This window comes from Bradyrhizobium sp. 155, assembly GCF_023101105.1.
GTDB lineage: Bacteria > Pseudomonadota > Alphaproteobacteria > Rhizobiales > Xanthobacteraceae > Bradyrhizobium > Bradyrhizobium canariense_D.
The window spans coordinates 2,221,896-2,235,263 of the sequence record NZ_CP064704.1 but is presented as its reverse complement, the minus strand read 5'-3'; the positions used below and the strand labels follow the sequence as shown (position 1 = coordinate 2,235,263).

15 protein-coding genes are annotated in these 13,368 nt (G+C 63.4%); 10 read left to right on the top strand and 5 right to left on the bottom strand.

The genetic code is table 11. The annotated features are described in order from the left end of the window. The first annotated feature begins 67 nt into the window (after nt 1–67). From IVA93_RS10800 to IVA93_RS10785, 4 genes are read left to right on the top strand one after another with little or no spacing between them, the layout of a single operon-like run. Entirely contained in the window at nt 68–1,048 is a 981-nt protein-coding gene (locus tag IVA93_RS10800) for an ABC transporter substrate-binding protein (protein ID WP_204513979.1), read from the top strand. Between the two features lies 1 nt (nt 1,049). Next, entirely contained in the window at nt 1,050–1,787 is a 738-nt protein-coding gene (locus IVA93_RS10795; protein ID WP_018460294.1) for an ABC transporter permease, read from the top strand. Beyond that, nucleotides 1,777–2,487, top strand: a complete 711-nt coding sequence (locus IVA93_RS10790; protein ID WP_018460295.1) for an ABC transporter ATP-binding protein — start codon at nt 1,777–1,779, stop codon at nt 2,485–2,487. Before IVA93_RS10795 ends, IVA93_RS10790 begins: the two co-directional genes overlap by 11 nt. Before the next feature lie 47 nt (nt 2,488–2,534). Then, entirely contained in the window at nt 2,535–2,888 is a 354-nt protein-coding gene (locus IVA93_RS10785; RefSeq protein ID WP_018460296.1) for a hypothetical protein, read from the top strand. 170 nt (nt 2,889–3,058) lie between these two features. Here the strand turns inward: IVA93_RS10785 and IVA93_RS10780 are convergent, their stop codons facing one another. From IVA93_RS10780 to lanM, 4 genes are all read right to left on the bottom strand, one after another. Next, on the bottom strand, nt 3,059–3,268 hold the full coding sequence (locus IVA93_RS10780; RefSeq protein WP_018460297.1) for a hypothetical protein: 210 nt from the start codon (nt 3,266–3,268) through the stop codon (nt 3,059–3,061). Nucleotides 3,269–3,386: 118 nt separating this feature from the next. Beyond that, nucleotides 3,387–4,292, bottom strand: coding sequence for a DUF6662 family protein (locus tag IVA93_RS10775; RefSeq protein WP_018460298.1), 906 nt, complete (start codon nt 4,290–4,292; stop codon nt 3,387–3,389). Nucleotides 4,293–4,328: 36 nt separating this feature from the next. Then, nucleotides 4,329–4,409: a pyrroloquinoline quinone precursor peptide PqqA gene (pqqA, locus tag IVA93_RS10770; protein WP_018460299.1), complete on the bottom strand. Its 81-nt coding sequence runs from the start codon at nt 4,407–4,409 to the stop codon at nt 4,329–4,331. 171 nt (nt 4,410–4,580) lie between these two features. Then, nucleotides 4,581–4,973 carry a lanmodulin LanM gene (lanM, locus tag IVA93_RS10765; protein WP_026233996.1) on the bottom strand — a complete coding sequence of 131 codons (393 nt, stop codon included), beginning with the start codon at nt 4,971–4,973 and terminating at the stop codon, nt 4,581–4,583. Between the two features lie 345 nt (nt 4,974–5,318). Between lanM and IVA93_RS10760 the strand changes: the two genes are divergently transcribed. From IVA93_RS10760 to IVA93_RS10740, 5 genes are all read left to right on the top strand, one after another. Beyond that, complete coding sequence (locus IVA93_RS10760; protein WP_085350564.1) at nt 5,319–6,983, top strand: methanol/ethanol family PQQ-dependent dehydrogenase; 1,665 nt, start codon at nt 5,319–5,321, stop codon at nt 6,981–6,983. A 10-nt stretch (nt 6,984–6,993) separates the two neighbouring features. Next, on the top strand, nt 6,994–7,350 hold the full coding sequence (locus IVA93_RS10755; protein ID WP_018460302.1) for a c-type cytochrome: 357 nt from the start codon (nt 6,994–6,996) through the stop codon (nt 7,348–7,350). Next, nucleotides 7,347–8,276: a substrate-binding periplasmic protein gene (locus IVA93_RS10750; protein WP_018460303.1), complete on the top strand. Its 930-nt coding sequence runs from the start codon at nt 7,347–7,349 to the stop codon at nt 8,274–8,276. The genes IVA93_RS10755 and IVA93_RS10750 overlap by 4 nt, the downstream gene beginning before the upstream one ends. Nucleotides 8,277–8,389: 113 nt before the next feature. Next, complete coding sequence (locus tag IVA93_RS10745; RefSeq protein WP_085384845.1) at nt 8,390–9,379, top strand: Bug family tripartite tricarboxylate transporter substrate binding protein; 990 nt, start codon at nt 8,390–8,392, stop codon at nt 9,377–9,379. A gap of 130 nt (nt 9,380–9,509) precedes the next feature. Continuing rightward, entirely contained in the window at nt 9,510–9,935 is a 426-nt protein-coding gene (locus IVA93_RS10740; RefSeq protein WP_085350671.1) for a hypothetical protein, read from the top strand. 58 nt (nt 9,936–9,993) lie between these two features. Here the strand turns inward: IVA93_RS10740 and IVA93_RS10735 are convergent, their stop codons facing one another. Further along, nucleotides 9,994–10,962 (bottom strand): helix-turn-helix domain-containing protein, encoded by a 969-nt coding sequence (locus tag IVA93_RS10735; protein WP_007601369.1) that lies wholly within the window; start codon nt 10,960–10,962, stop codon nt 9,994–9,996. Between the two features lie 512 nt (nt 10,963–11,474). Here IVA93_RS10735 and xoxF5 point away from each other — a divergent pair. Continuing rightward, nucleotides 11,475–13,280, top strand: a complete 1,806-nt coding sequence (gene xoxF5 / locus IVA93_RS10730) for a lanthanide-dependent methanol dehydrogenase XoxF5 (protein ID WP_018460306.1) — start codon at nt 11,475–11,477, stop codon at nt 13,278–13,280. The last annotated feature ends 88 nt before the right edge of the window (nt 13,281–13,368 follow it).

The window sequence follows — 13,368 nt, the reverse complement described above, 5'->3', positions numbered from 1 at the left end:
GACGGAAGCTATGCTATGCGTATTGTCCTGAAAAGCACTTCTGTCAGAGGAAACGGCTCACAACGTGATGAGAACATTTGGTGGATCATTGGCGCTCGCGGTGGCGCTGGCGCTGACGCTAACCGGGCCCGGCCGCGCCGCGGATACGATTCGCCTTGCGGTGCAGAAGACCGGAACATTCTCCTGGGAGCTGGCCGCGATCCGCGCCAACGGCCTCGACAAGGAGGCCGACCTGTCGCTCGACGTCGCCGAGCTTGCGAGCCCCGAGGCCGGCAAGATCGCGCTGCGCGCCGGCAATGCCGACATCATCCTCTCCGACTGGCTGTGGGTGTCTCGCGAGCGCACGCTTGGCGCCAAGCTCACCTTCTATCCCTATTCCAGCGCGCTCGGCGCGGTGATGGTGCCGGCCTCCTCGCCGATCAAGTCGCTCGCCGACTTGAAGGGCCGCAAGCTCGCCGTCGGCGGCGGTCCCATCGACAAGAGCTGGCTGCTGCTCCAGGCGCGCATGAAGCAGGACGGCATCGACCTGAAATCGGAGGCGACCATCGTCTATGGTGCTCCGCCTCTGCTCGCCGCCAAGGCGCTCGACGGCGAGATGGATGCGAGCCTCAATTTCTGGAATTTCTGCGCACAGCTGGAGGCCAAGGGTTTTAGACGCCTTGCCGGTATCGAGGACATATTGCCGAAACTCGGCGCCAAGGGCGCGGTCTCCGCGGTCGGCTATGTCTTCGACGAAACCTGGGCGGCAAGTCATCGCGATGCGGTGGCGCGCTTCATCGCGATGACCCGCAAGGCCAAGCAGCTGCTGGTGACCTCCGATGCCGCCTGGGACAAGATCGCACCGCTCACCGGCACGAGCGATGCCACCCTGCTCAAGACTTATCGCGAGCGCTATCGCGACGGCATTCCGCGCCGGAGCATCGATGACGAAGAAAGGGACGCGCGCGTGCTCTACCGCGTGCTGGCCGAGACCGGCGGCCGCGACCTCGTCGGCCCGGCTGCCGAGCTCGATCCCGGCACGTTCTTTCACGCAGTTGCCGGGGAGTGAGGTGCTGCGTCTTCTGTCGTTTGCCCTGTTGCTCGCGATCTGGTGGATCGCCGCCCTCTTCGTCGGCGCCGCGAAGCTGCCCTCCCCGCCCGCCGTGCTCGACGTCGTCGTCGCGGAAGCATCGAGCGGCGCGCTGTTCCTGCATCTCGGCGCAACGCTTGCCCGCGTAAGCCTCGCCTTCGTGCTGGCGATGTCGCTCGGCAGCGCCATCGGCTATCTGATGGGACGGGTGAAGCTCGCCGACCGGCTCGGCGATCCCTGGCTAATCCTGCTCCTGAACCTGCCCGCGCTGGTCGTGATCGTGCTGGCCTATATCTGGGCCGGGCTCACCGAAGCCGCAGCGATCGCGGCGATCGCCATCAACAAGTTGCCGACCGCCATCGTCACCCTGCGCGAGGGCGCGCGCGCGCTCGACCGCTCGCTCGACGAGATGGCGAGCGTGTTCGCGATGCCGCGCTGGCGCGCTTTCCGCCACGTCGTGCTGCCGCAACTGGCGCCCTATATCGCAGCCTCAGCCCGCTCCGGATTGTCGCTGGTGTGGAAGATCGTGCTGGTCGCCGAACTCCTGGGGCGACCCAACGGCGTCGGCTTCGAGATCGGCGTCGCCTTCCAGCTGTTCGACACGCCGCGGCTGCTGGCCTATTCGCTAACCTTCGCCGCCGTCGTGCTCGTGATCGAGACCGCGCTGGTGCAACCGTTCGAAGCCCGCGCAACACGATGGCGACCCCGTGCGGCTTGAGGTCGATATCACAGGCAAGAGGTTCAAGAGTGCCGCGGGCGGGACGCAGGAGGTGCTCGCGCCGGTCAGCTTCGCGCTTCAATCCGGCGAGGTCGGCGTGCTGATCGGACCGTCCGGCTGCGGCAAGAGCACGATGCTGCGCATTATCCTCGGCCTCGACCGCGATTTCGAGGGACGCGTCTCGCGCCCGCCGGAAGCGCGGATCGGTATGGTTTTCCAGGAGCCGCGGCTGCTGCCATGGCGCTCGGTCGAGCAGAATGTGCGGCTTGCGGCACCCGATGTCACCGACGCCAAGCTCGCCGAGCTGTTCAGGATCCTGGAGCTGGACGCGCATCGCAGTCATTTTCCAGGCGAGCTGTCGCTTGGCCTCGCCCGGCGCGTCGCGCTCGCTCGCGCCTTTGCCGTCGAGCCTGACCTGCTCGTGCTCGACGAGCCCCTCGCCTCGCTCGACGACGCACTCGCCGGCCGTTTGCGCGACGAGATCGCGACGCTGGTGGCGCGCCGTCCGGTGATGACGTTGCTCGTCACCCACAGTCTGGATGACGCGATCCGGCTCGGCGACCGCCTGTTCTTGCTGTCGCCGCGACCGGCGCGCATCGTGCGCGAGGTGCCGATTGCCATCCCGCGCGCGGAGCGCAGCGAGGCCGAACTCGGCAAGATCAGGGCCGAGCTCGCGGCGTTGCAGCTTGAATCGCAATGAGAACTCATGGTCAATTGGACCAACGACATCTTCGCGGGAGGGTCATCATGCGGCGTACGCTGATTGCGATCGGCATCCTGTTGGTTGCGATGCCGGGCGCGGCGCTCGCCCAGGCCAAGGGCAAGGGTATCCGGCTCTGGAATCTGACGACGGAGGCGATCTCCGGCTTCCAGCTCTCCCCGGCCGGGAAGACCGAGTGGGGGCCGAACCAGTGCCTGAACGACAAAGACAAGGAGGTCGACCACGACGAGCGGCTGCGCATCACCGGCGTCGAGCCCGGCCGCTACGACGCCAGGGTCAGCTATCCCAATGCGCGGCAATGCATCGTGCGCGACATCGAGATCAAGGCGGATGCGGTGTTCTCGATCGCCGACAAGGATCTGAAGGACTGCAGCAAGTAACGGGGGCTGCGTTACGAGCGTTATCCCCTCATGGTGAGGAGCGCGGAACGCGCGTCACGAACCATGCAGGCCCGTCTGTCGCCCTGCGGCCATCCTTCGAGACGCTTGCTTCGCAAGCTCCTCAGGATGAGGACCTAAGCCAGTCGCGACCGGCAACGCAGCTCAGGGCTTTACGCCTTGTCGTTCGGATGCGGATATTCGCAGCGCCACCGCACCGCCTGCCACTTCGGATGGTCACCAATCCATTGCGCGATATAGGGCGGCGCAGCCATCGCGCATTGCGTCGGCGACCCCGCATAGTTGAACACCAGATGTTGCTCCTCGCAGGTCGCTGGCGAGAGCAACGCACACACAGTCACCACCAGGTCGATCGGATTCATGCCGGGATCCTCGCAGAGGCGATGAAGTTAGCACAAAAGATTACGTTCCGATGAGCGGGAAGTTTCAATCCGGCCGCCCGAAATAAAGCGGGAATTGCCTGTCAACTCTCCCCGAGCGCTAGAAATTAACTCCAAAGACCAGCCTTGCCTGGTGGCGCTCGAAATTGACGAGGTCGAGATTGCCGCCCGATCCGGCCGGCCGGCCCCATGCCTGCATGCTCCAGCTCATGGTCAGGCGCGAGCGCTCGGAAAGCTGGAAATAAGCGGTCGGACCGACGAAGAGCGCCTGTCCTGCGAACTCGCCGAGGCCGATGCCTTCGTACTGCCGGAAGTAGCGCACCTCGCCGCCGAGCAGCACATCGGGCCGCACGCGCACCAGGCCGGCGAAGGCCGCGCCGATGGTCGAACTCTTTTCGGACAGTCCCGCCATTTCGAAACGCGCCCATTCGGGTTGATAGATCAGGTTGAGCGCCCCGATGGCGAAGTTCGGGATCAGCTCGCGATCGAAGGCGAGCGTGAAATCGGTACCGTACATCCGCCCTTTTGCTCCAGAAGTCTCGTCGATGCGGTCGCCATGGAGTTCGGCGGCGACGGTCAACCCGAATGGCGCGCGCTCGCGATCGAGCAGGCGATAGCGCAGGTCGAGCGAAGCGCCCTGAAAATTGAACTGGCGGCGGTCGCCGATGTCGGGGACGCCGGTGATGTCGTGCAGGGTGGCAGTGCCGCCGACCTCGATGCGAAAGTTCGGCAGCGGCACGATCTCGATCTCGACCTCCTGCGAGAGGGCGCGATAGGTCCCGCCTCCTTTGCCGAATCGGCCTGTCGTCTGAGTCTGGAATTCGCGCTCGCCGGGATTGCCGACATCGGTACCGATCATGAAGCCGAAGATGTGTTCGGTATCGAAGCCCTCTTCGGCGCGGACGCATGCCGGCGCGAGCGCGACGGTGCAGGCGGCTATGGTCCAGAATGTAAGGGCTCTCGCGCGCATCCCCGACACTACCACGGCTTCGACGGTGGTTGCCATCGAAGCCGCGGCAGGTCGTCAGTCTTACTTGTGGTCTTACTTGCGCAAAGCGCAGGCGTACATGTTGATTTCCATGCCGACCGGCACTTCCACGATCTTCGGAGCTTTCCAGGCCATTCGGGGACTCCCAAGGGATTGAGCGCGACATCGCGCCGGCGAAAACCTAGGGCTGCGTCAGCCACAGCGCAAGTCTGGAATCGCACCGTTGACACAGCGAACTGTCGCATCGCGCTTGCAAATTTCTCTCTCGGGCAACTCGCCTTCGCTCCCAGTCAAGCGGCGCGGTTCTCACCGCAACAAGCGCAGCAGCGCGCGACCGGCGCGCGAGTTCAGCTCCTTCGCATCCAGCGTTCCATCCTTGTCGGGATTCGCCGCGTTGAAGCGCTGCTCCACCACCGAGAGATATTCGTCGAGCGTGAGAGTCCCGTCGCGATCGGGATCGGCGGCGGCGAGTTCTTTCGCTGTTAACCGTCCGCGCAATTCGCGGGCGTCGAGCGTGCCGTCGTGATCGGGATCGAGCTTGGCGAACAACGCCGCCGCCGCCTTCTTCACCTCGGCAAGATCGAGGGTGCCGTCATTGTCGGTATCGAACGTCTTGACCGCGTTGCCGGAGGCCGACCATGCCGGACCGGACAGCAGTGCAATCGTGAGCGCAAGTGCAACAGAGCGACGCGATATCATGAAAACCTCCCTCACCAAGAGCTCCGATTCGAACCGGATCGAAACGACATAAGTCCACAAGCGAGCCTGGGTTCAAGTCCCGAATTGCAGCCTGCGCACCGCACAACTTGCAGAACCCGTCGGCGCGACCGCTGCCGTGGCGCACGCGCTCTGCTCCATGCCGCGGAATTTCTTCAGCGCCTGCGCACAAGTGAGAGTTGCTTTGTCAGGTCTCCGTCAGGTGACGGCATCCCGCGCCGCCTACCATATCGGCATCGCAATTACGACTTTCGTATTGACGCGTTTTGCATTCGGGCGGAGTGTTGCTGTCGCAGCGTCAATAGGCGCGCATATTGGGAGGGACGGATGAAACGCTTTGCGATGGCCGCGAGCCTCGTCATGCTTGCATCGACTTGTGCAAGTGCACAAACCAGCGAGCAGCTGGTCAAAGGCGCGACCGATACATCGAACGTTCTCAACTACGGGATGGGCTACAATCTTCAGCGTTTCTCGACGCTGAACCAGATCAACAAGGACAGCGTCAAGAACCTTGTCCCGGTCTGGAACTACTCTTTCAACGACGATCGCAGCGAGGAATCGCAGCCGCTGGTGTACCAGGGCGTGATCTACGTGACGTCGCACAACGCGACCATGGCGGTCGACGCCAAGACCGGCAAGCAGATCTGGAAATCCAAGGTCGAGTATCCTGCCGAAACGCCGCGCATCGTCTGCTGCGGCATCATCAATCGCGGCGCAGCACTCTATGAGGGCAAGGTGTTCCGCACCACGCTGGACGCCAACGTGATCGCGCTCGACGCCAAGGACGGCAAAGAGCTGTGGCGACAGAAGGCGGCCGATATCAAGGAAGGCTATTCGATGACGGTGGCGCCGCTGGTCGCCGACGGCGTCGTGATCACCGGCATCTCCGGCGCCGAGTTCGGCACCCGCGGCTTCATCGACGGCTGGGATCCCGCAACGGGCAAGCACCTGTGGCGCACCCATTCGATCCCCTCTCCGGATGAGCCCGGCGGCGACACCTGGAAGGGCGATACCTGGAAGCTCGGCGGTGGCTCGACCTGGATTACGGGCTCCTATGATCCCGAGCTGAACACGGTTTACTGGGGTATCGGCAATCCCGGACCGTTCAACTCGGCGGTACGCCCGGGCGACAACCTCTACACCTGCTCCGTGCTGGCGATGGATCCCAAGACCGGCAAGATCAAGTGGCACTACCAGTTCTCGCCCAACAATCCGTTCGACTATGACAGCGTGGCCGAGATGGTCCTCGCCGATATGAACGTCGAGGGCAAGCCGACCAAGGTGTTGATGGACGCCAACCGCAACGGCTTCTTCTACGTGCTCGACCGCACCAACGGAAAGCTGCTCGCGGCCAATCCTTACGTGAAGGTCAACTGGGCGACGGGAATCGACATGAAGACCGGACGTCCCATCGAGACCGACGTCTCGAAGGATGCGCGTGAGGGCAAGAAGGTGACCGTCTATCCGTCGATCCTCGGCGGCAAGAACTGGGAGCCGATGTCGTTCAATCCGCAGACCGGCCTCGCCTACGCCAACACGCTCGCCTTCGGCGGCAGGTACAAGACCGAACCCGCCACCTTCAAGCAGGGTGAATGGTATCTCGGCATGGACCTCACCGATCTCTGGGAATGGGGTGACGGCCCGCGCGGTCATCTGAAGGCGATCGATCCCATGACCGGCAAGGCGAAGTGGGAAGCACCCAGCGACATCCCGCGCTTCTCCGGCGTGCTGTCGACCGCGGGCGGTGTCGTGTTCTCGGGCGCGCTGACCGGCGAGTTCGAGGCCTTCGATGCCGATACCGGCAAGAAGCTCTGGCAGTTCCAGACCGGCTCGGGCATCGAGGGACAACCGGTGACCTGGCAGCAGGACGGCGTGCAGTATGTCGCCGTGACGAGCGGCTATGGCGGCGTCTACTCGCTGTTCTCCGGCGACGAACGGCTGGCCAAAGTCCCGCCCGGCGGCTCACTTTGGGTTTTTGCGGTCAAGCAATAACCACGGCACGATGCTGAGAAAGCTATCTCACAAGACGGTGGCGATCCTCGCCGCCGTCGCGGTGCTGACGGTCGCGCTTGCGGCGACCGTTCGTGCCGCGGATGATTCAACCGGCAATCCCGTGCAGGCACAGATCGACCACGGCAAGTCGACCTATGCCGAGAAATGCTCGCACTGCCACGGCCCCAACATGATGAACCCCGGCACCATCACGCCGGACCTGCGCGCCTTCCCCGACGACAAGACGCGCTTCGTCACCACCGTGAAGAACGGCAAGAACAACAAGATGCCGCCCTGGGCTGACATTCTCAGCGACGAGGAGATCGGGAATCTCTGGGCCTTCATCTCGAGCCGGAGAAAACCATGAGGCGCTGGCTGGCCGTTTGGAGCATTGCCGCGATTCTCGCGGCGGCGGCCGCAGCTGCACGCGCGGCCGACGATCCGCTCAAGATTTGTCTCGACGAGGTCAGGCCGCCGCTCTCCGTGCATCACAAGGGCAAGCCCGGCTCGGGTTTCGACGTGCTGCTGGCGCAGGCGATCGCCGACCGGCTCGGACGGCCGCTGACGATCCAGTGGTTCGAGAGCAAGCTGGACGAGGATTCGAGCCCGCAGCTCGAGGCCAATGCGCTGCTGTCCGATGGGCGTTGCTCGCTCGTCGGCGGCTACGCGCTGACGACGGACTCCCTCGTCAAGCCCGGAATGAAAACGGCGCGCTTGCCGGATTTTGCCGGCGCCACGCGCGACGACCGGCGCCGCCGCGTCGCGCTCGGCGTGCTCGCGCCGAGCCAGCCCTATGTCTACTCGCCGATGACGGTCGTGCTCGGGCCGAAGGCGCGGGGTCGCAACATCGGCGATATCGGAGATCTCGCCGGCCTGCGCCTCGTCATCGAGAGCGGCTCGCTCGGCGATGCGATCCTCATGACCTTCGACAAGGGGCGCCTGATCGACGACATCACGCATCTCGTCCCCGGCCGCGATGATCTCCTCGGCGCACTTGCCCGTGGCGATTATGACGCGACGCTGATCGACCTCGGCCGCTTCGACGCCCATCGCGCCGCGCACCCCGACACGGCGATCACCGCGTCCGGCTATTACTATCCGATCGGGGCCAATCGCGGCTATGTCGGGCTGGCCAGCGATCCCGCACTGCTCGACGCCGTCAACAAGGCGCTGACCGGGCTTGCTGCCGAGGGCAAGATCGCCGAATTCGGCACACAGGCGGGGCTGAGCTATCTGCCGCCGCGGGAGCCTGCGATCCTTGGCGACGTCTGGTTGAAGATCATTCAGCGCTAGTGGACAGCTGGCGCACCCAGCGCGGCCCTTCGAATGCGCCAATCTGTCTCGCCAGCCACCCATGGCAGAGGCGACCCGATGCAGTACCGTCGGCGACAACCCGGGAGAGAATCATGTCCGCAAAACTCGATCGCCGCCGCTTCATCGCCGCCGGCACCACCACACTCGCGATGCCTTTCGTCTCGCGTGGCGCCTCGGCGCAGGCTGCGTGGCCATCGCGGCAGATCCGCATGATTTGCAGCTATCCCGCCGGCGGACAGACCGATCTGCTCGCGCGCGCCTATGGTGAATTCATTGCCAAGCAGGTCGGAAAGACCGTCGTCGTCGAGAACAAGCCCGGTGCCGCCGGCGCGATCGGGACGGCGGAGGTCGCCCGCGCAGAGCCCGACGGCCACACAATCCTGTGCTCGATCTCGACCACCTACATCATGAACCGGGTGGTGATGAAGACTCCCGGCTACGACATGGACAAGGATTTGACGCTGGTCAGCGTCATTCCGGGCGCCGGCCTGTTGCTGGTGGCGAACCCGAAAACCGGCGTCAAGACGCTGGAGGATTTCGTCGCCTTTGCGCGCAAGAGCGGCAAAGTCAACTTCGGCACCTATAGCGCGGGCTCGGCCCCGCATATGACGGTCCACGAGCTCAACAAGCAGTATGGCCTTGCCATCGAGCCGATCCACTATCGCGGCGAAGCCCCGATGTGGACGGGCATGCTGGAAGGTACGCTCGATGTGGCCATGGGCAGCTACACCGCAGCGCAATCGGTCTTGCAAAGCGATCGCGGCACCGTGTTCGCGGTGCATTCGAAGAAGGTCGACGCCATCCCTGATATCAAGACCCTCCCCGAGCAGGGCGCGACGTCGAAATTCTTCACCGTCAGCGGCTTCTCCGGTTGGGCCGTGCCGAAAGCGACACCGCAGCCGGTCGTCGACCGCCTGGCGGAGCTTTGCGTCGCTGCCAACAGCGATCCGAAGGTGAAGGAGGTTCTCAACACGTTCGTGCTCGAACCCGCGATCGGCTTCAAGGAAACCAACGCCCTGTATCAGCGCGAGCTGCCGATCTGGATCGAGAGCGCGCGATCGCTCGGCCTCGAACCCGCCTGAACCGCGAGGCATGACGCCCTTCGCAGCGCGGCGTCCGACCAAAGCCTAGTGCCGGAAGCGCATTTTCCCGCTATGATTGTGCGACGCTGGCGGGAAGGTCTCGCCGGCGCGGACGAGAAAGGCCGATCCCATGACACCGGATGGCGTTGCCGTAGCCGTCATGATCATCCTACTCTTTCCGATGGGCTATTTCACCCTGGCGTCTCCGGCCTTCCTGCTGGTGAAGCTGGATATCCAGCCCGTCGCCCAGCTTTTGCGCGGAATGTTCAATGCGCATTTTCTGGTGATGCGCGTTGCCGGAATCATCGGAGCGGTCGCTTTCCTGCTCGACGGTCGTCTGGTCGCAGCGATGGGCGTTGGCCTCCTTGCAGCCTTGGCGATCTATGGGCGCCGCTGGTTCATGCAACAGATGGACGAACAGCTCAGCGCCAGGGACGCCGGCGATGCCGAGGCCCCGCGCCGGCTACGCCGACTGCATTGGAGTGGAATGCTGGGCAACGCGGTGTTGCTCGTCGCTCTCCTGACCAGCATTCCCTACATCGCCATATCGGCATGAGAGACATCGCGGGCGCGTGACGGTCAACCGTCGCGTCGACTCCGAACCTGGCGTTTGCCTAGTGCTCGTCCGCCGCAACCGCGCCCTGTTGCGCCTTGTGGATCGAGGACGGCACTACGCCGAAATATTTCCGGAACACCCGGCTGAAATGCGATGAGCTGGAGAAGCCCCAGGAGAACGCGACGTCGGTAATGGTCTTGCCGGCGTGGGCCTCGAGCTCCTGGCGGCAATTCTGAAGACGCGCCTGCCAGATGTAGTCGCTCACCGTGGTGCCGCGCTCCGAGAACAGCATGTGCAGATAACGCTTGGAGCAGCCCAGTTCGCCGGAGATCTGGTCGATGCACAGATCCGGATCGCGCAAATGCTCGCGGATGAAGAATTGCGCGCGCACATAGGTCGCTTCGGGTCCGACGCGATCGAGCATCGTGTCGGCCTCGCGCAGCGGCAGCAGCAAGAGGTCGATCAGCGAATCGGCGACGCCGACCGCACTGTTCGCCGACAGCTTGGCCGCCTCGTCGAAGGTCGCATGGACGAAATCATGGGCGATGCGCCCCGTCCCCGTGCGTGAGGTCAATTTGCAGGCGGGCATTCGCTGCGACGGGAATCCACGGTCGCGCAGCAGCGCCTTCGGCACGATCACCACGTCATGGCGCGTGAAAGCGGGACTGATGATCGAATGCGGACAGGAGACGTCATAGGCGATGATGTCGCCCGGGTTCAGCTCGATGTGGCGGCCTTCCTGCTCGAAATAGGACACGCCGTAAGTCTGGAAGTGGATCTTGATATACGGGTGTTCATTGGCCTTGGCGCGCGCCAGCGTGTGCGCGATGCGATGTTGGCTGACCTCGATCTGGCAGAGCTTCAGACGCGAGACGCTGGTGTAGTCGATGCGGCCTTCGAGCGAAGACGCTTCCAGCGGATCTACGTCGAAATGCCCACACAGGCTGGTCAGCCCGTCGATCCAGCTTTGGATCTGACGTTTCGGCGTCATGCCCGTCGTCGAGAGCGTGTGAATCGTGTCGGACATTAATCCAGCCACTGGTTTGATCCGGAGATTTGACGCGAATCGCGAGCCGCGCTGCCGGAGCCCTGAACCGTGATTGCGTGACGTTTACCTCGATTTTGAGCGATCTTCTAGAACGAGCGCCATCGTTCCATTGCCACCCTTGTAAGTTAATCCTCCGCCTTAGTTGCAGCGCCGTCAAGCGGAACCTGAGCGGTGAAGGCGCTGCCAAAGCGTTGCGGAAGCCGCTGAATTCGCTACTGCAAAATCAAAAACTTCCGACCCGTGCGCTGTCAAGCAAACCAGCTTCTCTCTTGGGCAAGTTTCCCGATGACGAAGTCGTTAGGGATTGTATCAGGAACAACAAGAACGGGCCGCTCCGCACGTGGACCCGTGGCTCTCATCAGGAGGAGGAAACACCACAGCATCGTTTCTGGTCCAATCGTGACCGCCCTGCACGAGCAGACGCCGGACGAAAAGCCCGGCGATTAAGCAATGCTTCGGAAACAATAAACGAGACCAATGGAGGAATGACTATGCGCAAGGTACTACTCGCGGCCTATCTTGGCTCCGCGGCGGCTCTCGCCGTCGGCAGCGCGTCGGCCAACGACGAAGTGCTCAAGATGTCGCAGAACCCGAAAGACTGGGTGATGCCGACCGGCGACTACGCCAACACCCGCTATTCCAAGCTGAACCAGATCAACGCACAAAACGTAGGCAAGCTCCAGGTCGCCTGGACCTTCTCGACCGGCGTGCTGCGCGGCCACGAAGGCGGCCCGCTGATCATCGGCAACATGATGTACGTCCACACGCCGTTCCCAAACAAGGTCTACGCTATTGACCTTTCCAACGAGAACAAGATCGTCTGGAAGTACGAGCCGAAGCAGGATCCGAACGTCATTCCAGTGATGTGCTGCGACACGGTCAACCGCGGCCTGGCCTATGGCGACGGCAAGATCTTCCTGCATCAGGCCGACACCACGCTTGTCGCGCTCGATGCCAAGAGCGGTCAGGTGGCATGGACCGCGAAGAACGGCGACGCCAGCAAGGGCGAGACCGGTACTTCGGCCCCCATGGTCGTCAAGGACAAGGTGCTGATCGGCATCTCCGGCGGCGAGTTCGGTGTTCAAGCCCATATGACCGCCTACGACATCAAGACGGGCAAGCTGGCTTGGCGCGGCTACTCTGAAGGACCGGACGATCAGATCCTGGTCGACGCAGAGAAGACCACCGCACTCGGCAAGCCGGTCGGCAAGGACTCGAGCCTGAAGACCTGGCAAGGCGATCAGTGGAAGATCGGCGGCGGCGCCACCTGGGGCTGGATCTCCTACGACCCCGAGCTGAACCTCGTCTATTACGGGTCGGGCAATCCCTCGACCTGGAATCCGAAGCAGCGTCCCGGCGACAACAAATGGTCGATGACGATCTGGGCTCGCAACCCTGACACCGGCCAGGCCAAGTGGGTTTATCAGATGACGCCCCACGACGAGTGGGACTATGACGGCGTCAACGAGATGATCCTCTCGGACCAGGCCATCAACGGCCAGCCGCGCAAGCTGCTGACGCATTTCGATCGTAACGGCCTCGGCTACACGCTCGATCGCGCCACCGGTGAGCTTCTGGTCGCCGAAAAGTACGATCCGAAGGTGAACTGGACCTCCGGCGTCGACATGGACAAGAACTCGCCGACCTACGGCCGCCCGAAGGTGCTCGATGCAGCTTCGACCGACAAGGCGGGCGAGGACCACAACGTGAAGGGCATCTGCCCGGCCGCGCTCGGCACCAAGGACGAGCAGCCGGCAGCCTACTCGCCGGACACGCAGCTGTTCTACGTTCCGACCAACCACGTCTGCATGGACTACGAACCGTTCAAGGTGAGCTACACCGCGGGTCAGCCCTACGTGGGCGCAACGCTCTCGATGTATCCGCCACAGGGTGAAACCCACATGGGCAACTTCATCGCCTGGGACGGCAAGACCGGCAAGATCGTCTGGTCGAACAAGGAGCAGTTCTCGGTCTGGTCGGGTGCGCTCGCAACCGCGGGCAACGTGGTGTTCTACGGAACGCTCGAAGGCTACCTGAAGGCAGTCGACGCCAAGACCGGCAAGGAGCTCTACAAGTTCAAGACTCCCTCCGGCATCATCGGCAACGTCACCACCTATGAGAACGGCGGCAAGCAGTATGTCGCAGTGCTCTCCGGCGTGGGCGGCTGGGCCGGCATCGGTCTGGCGGCAGGCCTGACCGATCCGACCGCCGGTCTCGGCGCCGTCGGTGGCTACGCGGCGCTCAGCAACTACACGGCACTCGGCGGTACGCTGACCGTGTTCTCGCTGCCCAACTAGGCCTCTCAGCATCGCTCCGGCGCGTGGATCAACTCCACGCGCCGGCTCGTCTCACCGAAGCCTTCCGAGGAAAATCTCTTGCGTAAAA